The sequence below is a fragment of the Granulicella aggregans genome, assembly GCF_025685565.1.
Classification (GTDB): domain Bacteria; phylum Acidobacteriota; class Terriglobia; order Terriglobales; family Acidobacteriaceae; genus Edaphobacter; species Edaphobacter aggregans_B.
Genome location: NZ_JAGSYE010000003.1, coordinates 388,444 through 402,727, shown reverse-complemented (window position 1 = coordinate 402,727; position 14,284 = coordinate 388,444). Strand labels below are relative to the sequence as shown.

Sequence of the window (14,284 nt, the reverse complement as noted above, 5' to 3'; positions counted from 1 at the left end):
GCGGCGTCACAGGCCCGAAGTATGTTCCGAGTGATATCACTGCTCACGATGAAAATGCTTCGAGCGATCGCCTGCTGTGTTGTGATGCTGATGTTGCCGCGTTTCGCTCGTGAAGCTATCGACGTACACGTAAGTTCGCTTAACTATTCAATCTGATCCTAAAAAACAGAAACCGCCAAGAGCGAGGCTCGAAGCGGCTTCTGGGCCGACAACCCCTCAACTAGGCGCTGCCAACGGGTATGATTCATCATAGCGACACTCAAGTCCTCCTGCAATTTTGCCTTGCCTTGAGCATCAGGCTCCGCACCACTTCATTCCTTTCTTCTTTTCACGGAAGAGATTTCTGACCTCGTTTTTTAAGAGGGAGGATCGCCTCCCTGCCTCCGGCCCTTCGGTCCTCCGCCACCCTCCTCAGCAGGGAGGTCAGCCCTCCCCGCAACTCCCCTCCGAAAAAAACAACGGCGAACGCGATCCCCGGCGCTCCGCGCCCGGCAAGGAAACCAAGCCTTTCTGAGGAGCGCCGCTCCTGGCGCGCGCAAGGCGATGGAAAAAGCTCCGTGCAGCTCCAGGTATTCGCTTCCTCCGGCCTCCGGCTGGCCTGACGGCCACTTTTCCCACACCCTGCACTTGCCGCCCTCGATGGCGTGGGCCATGGCCAAGGCGTGTTTGTGAGCAAACACAGCACAGCCACTCAAAAACGGAGGAACCACCCATGAACACCGCCATCGTCGCCACCACCGCACCCACCGTCAGCCCCTTTATCCAGAACCTCCAACAGCAGCAGACAAAGCAACCGCAAACCTCCAAAGAGGTCATCGCCGCCAATGTCAAAGCCCTTATCGACCAGTTGGAAGAGGGACACAGTGAAGGTCTAACCGCCTACCTCCTGGCTATGGGCAGGTTCCACAATTACAGCTTCCTATGTTAAGCACAACATAGGAAGCTCTATGTTCACAGTCGGACTATGTTGAGTATTGGCTTCACGACCCGACAGGGCGCGGATGTCCGCGCCCTGCTGTTCACATAGTCGGGTCAAAGGCTGGCTAGAAACTTGGGGAGACTTCGGCCGTGAATTTGGTAAGCTTCAGCCAACGGCCTTTAGTGCGAGCAGCCCGGGCGCGGAGTCTGCGACTGGTGCAATTGTCCCTGCCACAAATACGCCCGAAGCTCGCGGTTTGGGAAATGAACAGCTTCGTCAAGGACGATGTTATTCATCTTGAGCTGGAATCTACCCTTCGCTTCCTCCGTTTCGAGACAGAGATGAGGCACCTAACTTTGCAAATTCCGCTCTTTGAGTTAAATCAACAATGCGTCTGTTAACGTAGGCTACCCACAATGGCTCTGGCGTCCGAAGCAGCGGTCTCATCTCCCAGAAATCGAACATCCCAGTCTGTCCCCGTTACACGGCAAACAAAGCTAACGGAAACGTCATCCGCCGCAGATCCCACACAAAATACTTCTCCGCCGGCAGTAACGACTGTATACGCCTTAAATGCTTCTGACCTAGCGCCAGATGCCATCTTGGGAAGGCTTTCTTCCTGCCAATGTAGCGCAGCATCCGAAGACTCTAGCAAGGCGGCTGATCCTTTCTTGGTCACATTCAATTCTACGTCCGCGCCAAACAGAGTCGCGCGAGTCAGCTTCAAGCTACCTCCACTCGAACCGACCGAAGGCGTCCACCAGATTGGTAACGTGACGACATGGTTATCCCAAGTTACATCTCTACCGTGAACGAGATGCCACATCACCGCCTTGGCCTGCGAATGAAAGAGGCCGACGAGAGCCAGAATAAAACTGGCAACAACTGCTGTCGCGACAATCTTAGAAGAAGGTTTCACACGATATCTCCAGTGAGATTTTTATTGACACACTTTTACCAGTATAACTACTGATCAGCTGGCCACCATCCCTTTTCAACTCCATATGAGTGCGTCGCAGCTGCGCTTATGTAAGCCTGCTCCGCTTCGCGCACCTGCTGCGAAAATGAAGCTTTATAACCACCTTTAGCAAGATCCGTACCATACTTTGCTTCCGAGATACCTAGGTTAGTTAGTCTTCCTAGAACAGTTTCCGGATCGCCAGTGGCACTCGTGGCAGTAGATATAAAATCTTCGGCAAATGTAAACAGGCTCTGTGCAGCTTTTGCAAATTCGAAATTATATCGGGCCTTAATAAAATCTAGGTCTACGTTTCCGCTACTCCAGGAGGCTGGATCGTAAAGCGTATCGCGATCTTTCTTTGCAAGACTGTACCATTGTTTTACTGCTCTCGTGTCGCCCCAAGTCGTCTCAACGATTTTTTTGGCTTTTTTCTCATCGCCGCTTGATATGGCTTCATCCTCGGCTTGCGCAGCCGCTTGCCCCCTTGCAAACTCCTTCGCTGCTAATGCTGCATTCTGATCACTAAGATTCTTTGCCCCACTGTTCCACGCCGCGTTATCAAGGGTGTCAAAGAAATCCCCCATATCCTCGATATGGCCATCAAGATCCGCCCTGCCTACCGGATTGCCTCTCACGTATGCGTAGAGGTTCAAGCTCTGAGGATCACCAAGATTCGCGTATGGTACGGGTTCTGTCTTTGCACTCCAATCAGGCGACATCCATCGGCCCATATTGCTACCGTAATACCTGGCCCCGAAATCATCCAATCCTGACTCTGCATCCCGTTCTTTGCCGGTGAAGTGAACGGCTGACGAATCGGTCCCTGTCGAAGTCAAACCGTCCCCATACGGAAGGCTTGCAAACGTTCCGTATACGACCCCGGCAGGCGTAATCGAGACGCGCTTTGTGCCTAGCCAATCGTTGAGAGCGAACGTCATCGTGCTTGCCGAGTAGGTCGCTAGTAGGCGTCCGCCTGCGAATAGGTTTGTAAGCTGCCACACTCCGCTTCCATTCAACTCGGTGAGGGGCTCACCATTAAGGCCGACGATATAACGAGTCGTTTCGGACCAAGTGGAATTTGACGCAGAGCAGGAGAGCGTTGAGACGGCATAAACTGAGATGACTAACCCATACACTGTGTCATAATCCGTTGCCTATGGCAACCCTATCCGCATTTCCCACACAAACACACATTGCTAACCCAGCACTTGAGGCAGACTGTTCCCTAGACGGGATTTTCGAGTCTCCACACGACTTTCCGCCGGATTGGGCGCTGATGCTGACTGCATATATCGACGAGAGCATGACACAGGGAGATTCTCATGTAGTTGTCGCCGGATTCATGGGAAATGATCGAAGTTGGAATACTTGTATGCGTAAGTGGCGTAGCACTCTTGCCGCTCATAATCGTACCAACCTTCACATGAAAGAGTTGCGGGGATGGCCTAAAGATCGCAACAAGCCGATGCTCGCTGCTCTAGGTGCGATTCCTCAGGATTCAGGACTGCGACTAGTCTATGGCAGCGTCAACGTTGGTGACTATCGAGACTTAACTGAGAATAAATTCCTAGCCATTATGACCGATGGTTACATGGCAGCTCTGCATGTTGTGCTAGAGCGGGCGCTTTCCAGTGTTCCATTGGGTCAGCGACTAAAAGTAGTTGGAGAGGAAATTCCGAGATATAGCTATCGCCGCAGTATTGTGTTTCGCGCGATTCAAAAAGATCCCCGCTTTCAATCTCACTCCGGCATCCCGAAGTTGGCAGCTTTTGAGTCGCAACCTAAAAGTAGCATCCTAGAACCCGCCGATTATGCTGCCTATGCCAAGTTGCAACAGTTGATTGACCCAAACAGCCGGAAAGCACAGTTATGTGCGCCGATCCTTCAGAATCGGCTGGTGACTGGCCGAACGCTAGACGCGGCACACAGTCGCGAACTGATGGCAGTGGCTAAACGCTCAGTGCCGTGGTTGGCGCAGATGCCCGCCGGCAAATCTGAGGCGTCCAAATTCCTACGTGATCTTGAGGAATTGGAACGTGACGCCTAGCAGCCCGTGGTGCAAGTGTAGATACGTGTGCGGGTGATTTCAGGGGTATTCACAGCGCCGGTTTGTAAGCTTTGTTCATGGCGATGGGTCGGCGGCAGGATCGGGAGCGGCAAGAGGGTTTGTGGGTGGCGCACACGCAGTTGGCGGCCTCTCCAGGGCATCCTTTTTATGAGCGTCTCAATGCTGTGCTGGACACGGAGGGCTTCGACCGGTTTGTCGAAGACCGTTGCGCGAAGTTCTACGCGGCGCAGTTCGGCCGTCCGTCGCTGACCCCTGGGATCTACTTCCGGTCTTTGTTGATCGGGTATTTCGAAGGCATCGGGGCGGAGCGCGGGATCGCCTGGCGGATGGCCGATTCGCTCGCGCTGCGGCGCTTCGTCGGCATCGCGCTCGACGAATACACGCCGGACCATTCGACGATTTCGCGCACGCGGCGGCGGATCGATCTGGAGACGCATGCGGCCGTGTTCGGCTGGGTGCTGGAGGTGCTGGCGCGGCGCGGGCTGATCGAGGGCAAGCGCGTGGCCGTCGACGCGACGACGCTCGAGGCCAACGCGGCGATGCGTTCGATCGTGGGGCGCGACACGGGCGCGAGTTACGAGGAGTTTCTGACCGCACTGGCCAGGGCGTCGGGCATCGCAACGCCAACGCGCGAAGACCTGACACGGCTGGACCGCAAGCGCAGGAAGCGCACCTCGAACAAGGAGTGGAAGAGCCCGGTCGACGAGGATGCGCGGATTGCGAAGATGAAGGACGGGCGAACGCACCTGGCCCACAAGGCCGAGCACGCCGTCGATCTGGACACCGGCGCGGTGGTTGCGGTGACCCTGCAGGCCGCCGACAAGGGCGACACGGCCACGCTGGACGAGACGTTGATCGAGGCCGGCTCGGCGGTGGCCGAGCTGGCGGCGCGTCAGTCGGAGATGCCTTCAGAAGCTGCGAAGGTCAACCTCAACGGCATCGAAGAACTGGTCACGGACAAGGGCTATCTGAGCGGAGCGGTCCTGACGCGGGTGAAGAGCTACGGGCTGCGCAGCTACATTCCGGAGAAGCGGCAGAAGGGCAAGCGGCGCTGGCGGGGCAAGGCCGAGGAGCAGCGGGCGACTTACGACAATCGGCGGCGGGTGCGGGGCAGCTACGGCAAGAGCCTGCTCAAGCGGCGCGGCGAACTGGTCGAGCGCAGCTTCGCCCACTGCTACGAAACCGGCGGGATGCGCCGCTGCCACCTGCGGGGACGCGAGAACATCCTCAAGCGCCAGTTGGCCCATGTCAGCGCCTTCAACCTGAGCCTGGTGATGCGGAAACTGCTCGGCGCGGGCACTCCGCGAGAGCTGAGGAACCGCGCCGTACACTTCATTTTGCGCCTCTTCGTGTGGCTCACCTGCCAGAATCGGCACCACCGCGCAGTCCAACTCCAAATGGCCCCACTTGCCCAGTAACACCGGATGCTATCGCTCCAGAAATACCCCATAGAGCACCCAATGGAATTCAGCTACTTGCACCACGGGCTGCTATACCCGAAAGAAATCATTCCAGGTGTGGGACGATGCCAGGATTGGAGCCGGAGATGAGTGGAAGCACCACATTGACCAGCATCTCACCAGTGCGGATATCATCGTTTTTCTCGTCAGTCCCGACTTTCTTGCCTCAGATTTTTGCTGCGAAGAAGAATTGCCCGCCGCCTTAGAACGCAGGATGCGCAAAGAAGCTATTCTCGTTCCGATCCTCATTCGTGATTGCGCGTGGAAAGAAACTGATCTCGCCCAGCTTCAGGCGCTTCCGAAAGATGCCAAGCCGGTGACGAAGTGGGATGATCGCGATTCGGCCTGGAAAAGCATTGGAGAGGGGTTGAATGAACTTGCCTCCGGCGTATTGAAAGAAAAGCTGGAGATACTTATGAGGAGTGAAGCTGCGTTTGACAGCGCTTCTGTCATACAGATGACAGAAGGCGATGCTCTAAGGGATGCTGGGCAATCCAAAGAGCAATGGGCACAGTACTTGTCAGATGCGAGGGAAGCACAGTTAATATACGCAACCATTATGCGTGACGCCGAAAAATCTCGAATGGATCGTTGGAAGATCCAGCAGGATATGCAATCAAAACTCTTCCAAACTATTCAAGACGTGACCACCAGCCGGGCCAAAACGGCAGATAAATCCTCTAACAACATGGATGCATATATCCGCGGGTAGTACGAATGGCTCTGTTGCAACGTTTCTCGCTTTTTCCAAGGTCAGCCAAGGCTTTGCCCTGGGGTACGTCAAACAGATTGTAGATTGAGCTGTTCCTCGATGAGCTCTACGGCTTCTGCAAGCATACTGGGGGGCCCGTCAGAAAACGGACAATAAAGTGGTCTGCCCGATCTTTTGTACCGCGGGTTATCAGTGTAGCGCAGCTTCTTTTGTGATCAAGTAGCCGCCGTCGAGGGTGTGGGGAAGTGGGAAGCGCACTTTGCTTTCCACTTCTCCATACCCTGTTTCAGTTCCGCCCTGCCACGACTCTGGCGCTGGCGGCCGATAGCTCAACGAGGAGTGAGGCCGGATGGTGTTGTAGTGGATCCTCCATCGTTCAGCCAGGATCCTGATCTCCTTCATGGAGTAGAAGATCTCCCCGTTGAGGAACTCGTCGCGCAGCTTCGAGTTGAACGATTCACAGTAGCCGTTCTCCCATGGTGAACCGGGTTCGATGTAGAGTGTCTTTGCACCTGTGTTCGCAAGCCATTTGCGCAGATCCCGAGCTACGAACTCAGGGCCGTTGTCCGAGCGTATATGCTGCGGCACTCCTTTGATCACCATCACGTCGGCCAGAACCTCGATCACCTTCGCGCTCGACCAGCGACGCTCTGGCCGGACCAGAAGGCTCTCCCGGCTGTGCTCATCGATCAGGTTCAACATCCGCACCGTCCTTCCGTCGTATGTCCTAGCGCTCACGAAGTCGTAGCTCCAGACATGGTTGACATGCTCAGGCCGCAAGCGCACGCACGAGCCATCGTTCAACCACAACCGGCCTCTTGGCTTCTGCTGTTGTGGAACTTTCAGCCCCTCGCGACGCCAGATTCTCTCCACCCGGTCCTTGCCGACATGCCAGCCTGCGTGTCTGAGCAGAGCTGTAATGCGGCGATAACCATAGCGGCCATACTGACCAGCTAGGGTCACGATGGCCTGGGTGAGAGCATCTTCGTCCTCGCGCTGTGTCGGGCGGTAGCGCTGCGTGCCACGTGGCTGTTGCACCACAAGGCACGCATGCCGCTCGCTCAGCCCATGCACCTGTCGCGCATGGTTCACCGCACAGCGACGTCGCTCAGGGCTTAGAAATTTCCCTCCGCGATGTCCTTCAGCACCAGCTTCTCGAGGCTGAGGTTGGCCACGATGCGCTTCAACTTCGCGTTCTCCTGTTCCAGTTCCTTCAGCCGCCGCGCTTGATCCACCTGCAGCCCGCCATACTCCTTACGCCAACGGTAGTAAGTCTGGTCCGTGATCCCCGCTTCCTTGCACGCGAGCGACGTCGTTTTACCGTTCGCAATAGAGACTTCGATCTGACGTAACAGGTTCACAACCTGCTCTGGACTATGCTTCTTCCCTCGTGCCATAGAACGCTCCTTTGATCCCAGTTTGTATCAATTCCACTGGTACAAAAGAAGCCGGGCACTCCAACCACTGAACGTCGTTGACGATCGGTTTGACAACGAAATCGCATGAGCAATCGTTCTACAGGTATAGGAAGAGTTCTATAGGCTAAGGAACATTTCTACACCTTTAGGAATAGCGTAAGTCCTTTGGAACCAACGAAACCGTTATATAGGTAAAGGAAAAACGACATCGATAGCTCTGCCTGAGGAAGGTGAGCAGCTTGCCGCGGAACATCCGGCTGAGCACGCGAACCGGTAGAAAGAAGTTACGTCTTGACGCGACCCATCGGGAGCGATCAAGCGCCAGTCCACCGGCGGGGACGAGACAGTGAAGGTGGAGATGAAGTCCGAGGTCCTGCGAACAGGTGTGCAACACGGAGAGTACGCCGATGCGTGCACCGAGATGGTGTGGATCGGCCGCGATCTCCAGCAGGGTCTCGGAAGCGGCCCGAAACAGCAGGTTGTAGAACCGACGCTGGTTGCGGAGTGCCGGCGGCGCCAGTTGCTCGGGCACGGTGAAGACCACATGGACATAGGGCAGGGGCACGAAGCCTAGCTCGTCGACGATCAGTAGTTCGGCTATTTTTCCCATCTATCAGAGTGAAGACTTCTAGAGGCGGTCTTTGGATGAATCTAACGAGGACGGACCAGTCGGCGGCGAGGGCTTCGAGGTTGGCGACGGGTGATGCCACCGGTCGAAACGCGGACCGGACTCATTCATGTCAGCTGTATTTGGTTCTCCTGAGTAGCACGATAGTGGCATGGAGCGGATCTTCGGCGCAGCCGATAAGACGATGCTCGATCTATAAAGATTTCGTAAATACCGAGATCTAGGCCGAACGAAGGATGTCTTTATGAAATCTCCTTCTTGAGGACCGTTTCTATGTCAGCGCTATCGATCTCTTCATGTTGAGCAGCTTGCGATTCCAACCCAATCACTCACAAGATTTGGAGCGTCATTGAAAAGCATTGTCAAATTTGGGGTCGTTTGCTTGTTAAGCATGGGCAGCCGAGGATGGATTGCCTCCGCTCAGGAAACTCAGCTACCCGTGATCTCCACTGAACGGCCCACGGTGGGCAATTCGCCCGATCTGATTCCCGGCCAGAGCCTGCAGGTTGAAAACGGAGCGGGAGTCACTTATCAAAAAAAACAGTATGTCGCCGACCTTCCAGAAACACTCTTGCGTTTTGGGTTGACCAATCAGGTAGAAGTTCGCTTCTTGTTTGGCGATGAGGTTTACCAGCGATCGAACACCTCCGACAGTCATTCCCTTCAAACTATGGATCCGGCGCTCAGCGCCAAGTTCGCTTTGGGCAAACCCAACAGCATCTATCCCCGCTCCTCAATTGTCGGATTGAGCTTTCCAGGAGGCGGTTCGAATTGGACCTCCGGCAGCTACGATCCCGGAGTCACCGCAATCTGGACACAGACGATCAAGAAAGCCTACTTCCTGAACGAAGTTGGAGGCAGCACGCTCACGACCCTCGCGGGTGCCCGCCGAATGTCATGGGCTCCAAGCGTCGCTGGAGGACGCAGTCTATCGGAAACCGTTACGGGGTTCGCTGAATACGCGCCGACGATTCTTGCGAACGGCAACCTTGAGTATGTCGTCGACGGAGGGTTCTCGATCACAATCCGAAGGCTCACTCAATTGGATATCAGAACCGGATACCTGAAGGACTCCGCCAGATTTCATGCGCTTTTCTCGATAGGTTATTCCGTCCGGAGCGACAGGATCTTCAAGTCGGTGTCACGGCTTTTCTGACCGTCAGCAAATCTTCAATGAGCAGGTTTCAGAAGACAGCAGCAAGTGCGTTGGCATCGCCTGCGCAAGCAACTCAAGACAAGACTATTGAGGTGAAATATGACCATCAGCAAAAAGTTATATGCGGGATTCGGTGCATCGCTTGTCATAACCATAGCGATCGGCTTGGTCTCCATGAGGAACCTCGGCACTCTCGGCGACTCACTTACAGACGTTGCTACCAACAAAGCGCGCAATCTTTACTTGGCTGGAGATGTCAACAATCTCACGTCTGACATCCTGGGATCCGCTCGTGGAATCAATGCACGGGCGCACATGAACGATGCTAAAGAGATCGCGCGGCTTCGCGGCGTTATAGAAACAGAATCGGCACGCGTCTTGAAAGAAGGAGGGGAGTTCGTTGCGAATGCCGCGAGTCCGGAGCTGAAGCAGAAGATGCAAACAGAGGTGCTCGATAAGATGCCAGCCTTTTCCCAGGCGCTCAATGAGGATTATGAACTCATTGAGAAGGGCAACTTGGTTGCCGCGGACACGGTTTTGCGAGAAAAGGTCGATGCCTTGGCTTCGCCCATCAGCGATGCCGGCGATGAGATCTCTCAGGCCCAATACAAGTTTGCCGTGAAGGTAGGCGAAGACGATATCGCCATGATTCCAACCGCGAGGAACGTAGGCATCTTCATGATCGTGCTTGGCCTGGGAGTCGGTTGCGGTATCGTGTGGGTTGTCCGAGGAATCAATGTTATCTTGCAGAGCAGCATTCTTGAGTTGAGCGATGGCGCTGAGCAGGTTGCCACCGCCGCAGGCCAGGTCTCATCTTCAAGCCAATCGCTGGCGCAGGGCGCATCCGAGCAAGCTGCTTCTCTTGAAGAGACTTCGGCATCTTCCGAGGAGATCAACTCGATGGCACGCAAGAACACGGATAACTCGCGCTCGACGGCTGAGCTCCTGTCACGGTCACAGGACAAGGTCAACCAGGCGAACCGATTCCTCGAAGACATGGTCGTCTCCATGGATCTCATCACGGAGTCAAGCGGGAAAATCTCGAAGATCATCAAAGTAATTGACGAGATTGCGTTCCAGACCAACATCCTTGCCTTGAACGCCGCGGTAGAAGCCGCACGGGCGGGTGAAGCAGGTATGGGCTTCGCCGTTGTTGCTGATGAGGTCCGGAGTCTGGCGCAGCGCAGTGCCCAAGCGGCAAAAGACACGGCCACGTTGATCGAAGACTCTATTACTCGGTCGAACGAGGGTAAGGGCAAGGTAGACCAGGTAGCTCTTGCTATCCGGGCCGTGACTGAAGATTCTTTGAAGGTAAAGGTGATGGTCGATGAAGTAAGCCTAGGGAGCGAAGAGCAGTCTCGTGGCATCGACCAGATCGGCCGAGCGATCGGTCAGATGGAGCAGGTCACGCAAACAAATGCAGCGAGCGCGGAAGAGAGTGCGGCAGCAGCAGAAGAGTTGAGCTCTCAGTCCGAGACGCTGAAAGACGTAATCGGACGGCTCCAGGAGATGGTCGGTGGTGGTGGGCAATCGTCTGGTATGTCTCTTCGTTCCACGCGTCGGGCTGCTACCTCGACCTGGCAGACGTACCATACTCGTGCCTCGCAGACGAGGAAACCCTCTGGCAGTAGCAACAGAAAAACAAGTGGACCCGTCAAAGCGGGCCCACAGTCCGCGAAGCCAACCGCAGCGGAATTGAACTCATTTCCGATGGAAGAGAATTTCCAATCCTTCTGATGGAATCGACTGTTCATCTGTGACTGAGCTACTTTGTGTCACTCAAGAAGGTTTATTCTGTCACGAGACTCTGTCTGTCTCAGACGTTGGAGGCAATTCCCTATATGGATGATAATCTGCTCTCTCAGTTGGAAGAGTTGCGCCTCATCGTCACCCAGCTGGAGGCTGTATCTAGAAAGGCTCTTGGTTTCGTTGGGACGATCCTTTACAAGGAAATCCTCTTCAATCTCAGGCCTGCCTCCGTCATACCCGATCTTTCGCCTTTAGCCTACTTCGACCTTGTTGAGTATATTGACAATGCTGGCGCAGAAGCTGCGACAGTTCGTCTATATGATCGGCTCTTTCCACTGCTATCGTGCAAGCACCAATGGAATGAGCCGAAAGGGTTGTTGGATAGAGATGGCAAGCCCATCATGTATGAGTCCCTTCAAAAGTTAGGTCACGTATTTATATGCGAGCTTTGTACTGCATGTGCAATTGAAACCCCGGGGGCCAAACTTCCCACCGTAGGGAGAATGGTAGAATCTACTCTGTAGAAGCAGAGACGAAATCAGAACCAGCGTTACTCGTCTCCTGACTCATCGGTCAATACGTAATACGCTTTCTGCACTTGGACTTTTTCTCCCTCTCCGCACTTGACACTGAGCTTTCTCAAAGGGAGGTTCATTCGGACGTTGGTCGATGTGTAGCTCGCCAGATACTGCGCCCGCAACTCGTGCTCGATTTGCGTGAAAGCGGTATCCAGCTTCCTTTGATCAGTACCAACATCGATCACGCGGCCACCCGTCGAGCGGGCCAGGCGATCCATCTCGACCATAGCCCGGTAGGCTTGTCGCCTATCGGTGGACGATTTGTCGGTGGTTAGAACGACGTAGACAATTGTGTTCGCTTTCTGTGCCGCCGCAATCGCAGATTTCAGATCCTGCTGCGAGCCTTCATCATTACCATCCGTGACAACTAAGAGAACCCTGCGGCCGGCTGCTTGCTGCAGTTCGTCGTGGGCCGCAAGATAGAGCGCGTCATAAAGCAGCGCTCCGCCAATAGCGCCATTACCGGTCATAGACCTACCTGCCGGGCTCGCACCGGCTTTGAACGCTGCGTGGTCGATTGCCTGTTGGATAAAGGCAGGCTCATTCGAAAAATCCGCCAACAGATCGACGTTCGAGTCGAAGGAAATGAGAAACGTCTCGTCTTTCGGCATTGCGAGGTGGTTTAGGAAGAGTCTAGCGGCTTCCCGCTCAAACGGCATCACATGTCTCTGGCTGGAGCTTGTATCGAGGAGCAGCCCGATCGACAGCGGAAGATTATCCTCAAAGGTAAAGTCCTTGATCTTCTGAGGGACTTTATCTTCCTCGATCGCACATCCGCCCTTCTGGATGTTTGTGATGTATCCGCTCTTGTCGCTTACGGACAAGTAGACATTGACCAAATCAGCCCTTACCTTCAATCGAGGCGTCGATAGGTCGCCGTCCGTCTGACCAGTGGCACTACTTGCCCAAGGAGGCGCGCCCGGTGAAGGCGCATCCTGTGCTTGCAAGGTAAGGGAACCCGCGACGATCACGCATGAAAGCGAAAAGAACAGAACCGCATAGTTCATGAAACGATTAAACGATTACTGGGTCATTACGGTCAGCTAAAATCCAACTCCAAGCCTGATCGCGGCGTAACCTAGGGTTAGTCTTTAGTGACATCTGCCGGTTACTCGAACAGGCCCTTGGCTATTTTGCCCGACGCCTCGAAAAGGTAAAATTGGCGGCCTTTGGCAGCGTTCCCGCACTCAGGATTGTGAGAACGTATCGATCCGCGCCACGAAGGGGTGAACTCAACATTGCTGTCACCAGGGGCAATGTATGGTCCGTCGCCTGATTGCAAGCAAATTTTTGATGGTGAAGCGGTCTGCGCCAATGTATGCGGCTTCGTGTTGAAGCGGTCGATCTGCTTCGAGCCATAATGGAATCCGCGCCTGCCCTCTCCTAATTATCTGGGCGGTCTCAACGTCAGACCGATTGCCCCTTAAGGCTCAAGGTGGGCCGGATGGACCTGTTCAGCCATCAGTGAATCTGCTCGCAAACCTGGTAGGAACTCTTTGTATAAAACCCGCAGCAACTCGCGTGAGGAGAATGGGAATCACAGGGTGATTTCCAGCTTTTCCTTACGTGCCGACCGTCGCGCAATACTCTTGGCCGCTAGTCAGCACTGCCCACGCTATGCGCGCGAGCTTGTTGGCTAACGCCACGATGGCCACGTTGCGCGGGGATCTGGCTTCCAGGCGATCCAGCCATCCTCCGAATCGATGCTGGCTTCGTTTCACCCGTGCGAGCACGGATCGAGCTCCATGCACAAAGAGCCTTCGCAGATAAGGATTGCCGCGCTTGCTAATGCCCAGCAACCTTGATTTGCCGCCTGTGGAATGCTGCCGTGGAACCAGGCCTAGCCATGCGGCCAGATCACGCCCTTTGCGAAAAGCCATGCCGTTACCAACCGCCGCGGTGAGCGCGGTCGCCGTGAGCGGCCCAACGCCAGGCACAGTCAGCAGACGCCGGCTATTCTCGTCCTCCCTCGCCGCTCCGGCGAGTTCCTGGGTCACCTCATCAATTAGTTCTTCCAACTTCTCCCATTCACCCCGAAGCTCCAGCACGAGCGAGCGCATGCGCGGGGATAGGATATTCTCAGCGTCCTCGAGAATGGAAGGTATCTGTCGCTGCAGATGTGCCGGGCCCACGCTGACAGCGATCCCGTGCTCGAGCAGAAAACCACGAATTTGATTGATCACCGCCGTGCGCCTGCCCATCCAGCGGTCTCGCACGCGATGCAGTGCTTGCAGATCGAGCTGTGCTTCATTCTTGATCGGAACAAAGCGCATCGTGGGCCGTTGCACGGCCTCGGCAATGGCTTCCGCGTCGACGTAGTCGTTCTTATTGGATTTAACAAAAGGTCGGACATACTCAGCTGGCATGAGCTTGACATCGTGACCTTGCGCTCGGAGCACACGCGCCAGCAAGTGGGACCCGGCGCACGCCTCCATGCCGATGAGACAGGCTGGCATATTGACGGTCAGAGTAATCAGCTGCTTCCGGTTCAGACGCTTCTTCAAGACAATCTGGCCTTGCTCGCTCAGGCCGATCAGATGAAATACCGTCTTGCCGATATCGATGCCACAAACGTGTGCTGTCAAGAGTCGATCCTCCTTTACCTGCACATAGCCTGCCACAATAGCCTTTGGAA

At 55.1% G+C, this 14,284-nt stretch carries 12 protein-coding genes and 1 pseudogene; 7 read left to right on the top strand and 6 right to left on the bottom strand.

Annotation, left to right across the window (positions count from 1 at the left end; genetic code table 11):
* Positions 1–712 precede the first annotated feature (712 nt).
* The gene (locus OHL18_RS17020; RefSeq protein WP_396274739.1) at positions 713–928 is read left to right on the top strand and encodes a hypothetical protein; all 216 of its coding nucleotides are present in this window, start codon (positions 713–715) and stop codon (positions 926–928) included.
* Between the two features lie 388 nt (positions 929–1,316).
* Here OHL18_RS17020 and OHL18_RS17015 read toward each other — a convergent pair whose 3' ends face one another.
* Both OHL18_RS17015 and OHL18_RS17010 read right to left on the bottom strand, forming a co-directional pair.
* Positions 1,317–1,838 carry a hypothetical protein gene (locus OHL18_RS17015; protein WP_263376069.1) on the bottom strand — a complete coding sequence of 174 codons (522 nt, stop codon included), beginning with the start codon at positions 1,836–1,838 and terminating at the stop codon, positions 1,317–1,319.
* Positions 1,839–1,885: 47 nt separating this feature from the next.
* A complete protein-coding gene (locus OHL18_RS17010; RefSeq protein ID WP_263376068.1) occupies positions 1,886–2,818 on the bottom strand; it encodes an RHS repeat-associated core domain-containing protein in 933 nt (310 codons plus the stop codon).
* Positions 2,819–3,036: 218 nt separating this feature from the next.
* On the opposite strand from OHL18_RS17010, the gene OHL18_RS17005 reads away from it, so the two are divergent.
* The 3 genes and pseudogenes from OHL18_RS17005 to OHL18_RS16995 all read left to right on the top strand — a co-directional run.
* Positions 3,037–3,927, top strand: a complete 891-nt coding sequence (locus OHL18_RS17005) for a hypothetical protein (protein ID WP_263376067.1) — start codon at positions 3,037–3,039, stop codon at positions 3,925–3,927.
* A 125-nt stretch (positions 3,928–4,052) separates the two neighbouring features.
* Positions 4,053–5,366: a transposase gene (locus OHL18_RS17000; protein ID WP_263376066.1), complete on the top strand. Its 1,314-nt coding sequence runs from the start codon at positions 4,053–4,055 to the stop codon at positions 5,364–5,366.
* 94 nt (positions 5,367–5,460) lie between these two features.
* Positions 5,461–6,120: pseudogene (locus tag OHL18_RS16995) on the top strand (toll/interleukin-1 receptor domain-containing protein); the annotation flags it as partial.
* 189 nt (positions 6,121–6,309) lie between these two features.
* On the opposite strand, the gene OHL18_RS16990 reads toward OHL18_RS16995, so the two are convergent.
* Positions 6,310–7,517 (bottom strand): IS3 family transposase gene (locus tag OHL18_RS16990; protein ID WP_263376065.1). Its coding sequence is split into 2 segments (ribosomal slippage): positions 6,310–7,250 and positions 7,250–7,517, totalling 1,209 coding nucleotides; the frame shifts between segments, so codons are not numbered across the junction.
* A gap of 166 nt (positions 7,518–7,683) precedes the next feature.
* The gene (locus OHL18_RS16985; protein WP_263376064.1) at positions 7,684–8,148 is read right to left on the bottom strand and encodes an IS91 family transposase; all 465 of its coding nucleotides are present in this window, start codon (positions 8,146–8,148) and stop codon (positions 7,684–7,686) included.
* 367 nt (positions 8,149–8,515) lie between these two features.
* Here OHL18_RS16985 and OHL18_RS16980 point away from each other — a divergent pair, with 367 nt between their 5' ends.
* From OHL18_RS16980 to OHL18_RS16970, 3 genes are all read left to right on the top strand, one after another.
* Entirely contained in the window at positions 8,516–9,322 is an 807-nt protein-coding gene (locus OHL18_RS16980; protein WP_263376063.1) for a hypothetical protein, read from the top strand.
* A gap of 99 nt (positions 9,323–9,421) precedes the next feature.
* Entirely contained in the window at positions 9,422–11,059 is a 1,638-nt protein-coding gene (locus OHL18_RS16975) for a HAMP domain-containing methyl-accepting chemotaxis protein (RefSeq protein ID WP_263376062.1), read from the top strand.
* A 104-nt stretch (positions 11,060–11,163) separates the two neighbouring features.
* Positions 11,164–11,595: a hypothetical protein gene (locus OHL18_RS16970; protein WP_263376061.1), complete on the top strand. Its 432-nt coding sequence runs from the start codon at positions 11,164–11,166 to the stop codon at positions 11,593–11,595.
* A gap of 26 nt (positions 11,596–11,621) precedes the next feature.
* Here OHL18_RS16970 and OHL18_RS16965 read toward each other — a convergent pair whose 3' ends face one another.
* Together OHL18_RS16965 and OHL18_RS16960 are read right to left on the bottom strand one after the other, a co-directional pair.
* Positions 11,622–12,656 carry a VWA domain-containing protein gene (locus tag OHL18_RS16965; RefSeq protein ID WP_263376060.1) on the bottom strand — a complete coding sequence of 345 codons (1,035 nt, stop codon included), beginning with the start codon at positions 12,654–12,656 and terminating at the stop codon, positions 11,622–11,624.
* Between the two features lie 555 nt (positions 12,657–13,211).
* The gene (locus OHL18_RS16960; protein ID WP_263376059.1) at positions 13,212–14,234 is read right to left on the bottom strand and encodes an IS110 family RNA-guided transposase; all 1,023 of its coding nucleotides are present in this window, start codon (positions 14,232–14,234) and stop codon (positions 13,212–13,214) included.
* Between the last annotated feature and the right edge of the window lie 50 nt (positions 14,235–14,284).

Coding starts and splice junctions, on each gene's coding strand:
- OHL18_RS16985 (WP_263376064.1), bottom strand. CDS start 8,148: ATGGGAAAAATAGCCGAACTACTGATCGTCGACGAGCTAGGCTTCGTG.
- OHL18_RS16970 (WP_263376061.1), top strand. CDS start 11,164: ATGGATGATAATCTGCTCTCTCAGTTGGAAGAGTTGCGCCTCATCGTC.
- OHL18_RS17005 (WP_263376067.1), top strand. CDS start 3,037: ATGGCAACCCTATCCGCATTTCCCACACAAACACACATTGCTAACCCA.
- OHL18_RS17020 (WP_396274739.1), top strand. CDS start 713: ATGAACACCGCCATCGTCGCCACCACCGCACCCACCGTCAGCCCCTTT.
- OHL18_RS17010 (WP_263376068.1), bottom strand. CDS start 2,818: ATGACGTTCGCTCTCAACGATTGGCTAGGCACAAAGCGCGTCTCGATT.
- OHL18_RS16965 (WP_263376060.1), bottom strand. CDS start 12,656: ATGAACTATGCGGTTCTGTTCTTTTCGCTTTCATGCGTGATCGTCGCG.
- OHL18_RS16975 (WP_263376062.1), top strand. CDS start 9,422: ATGACCATCAGCAAAAAGTTATATGCGGGATTCGGTGCATCGCTTGTC.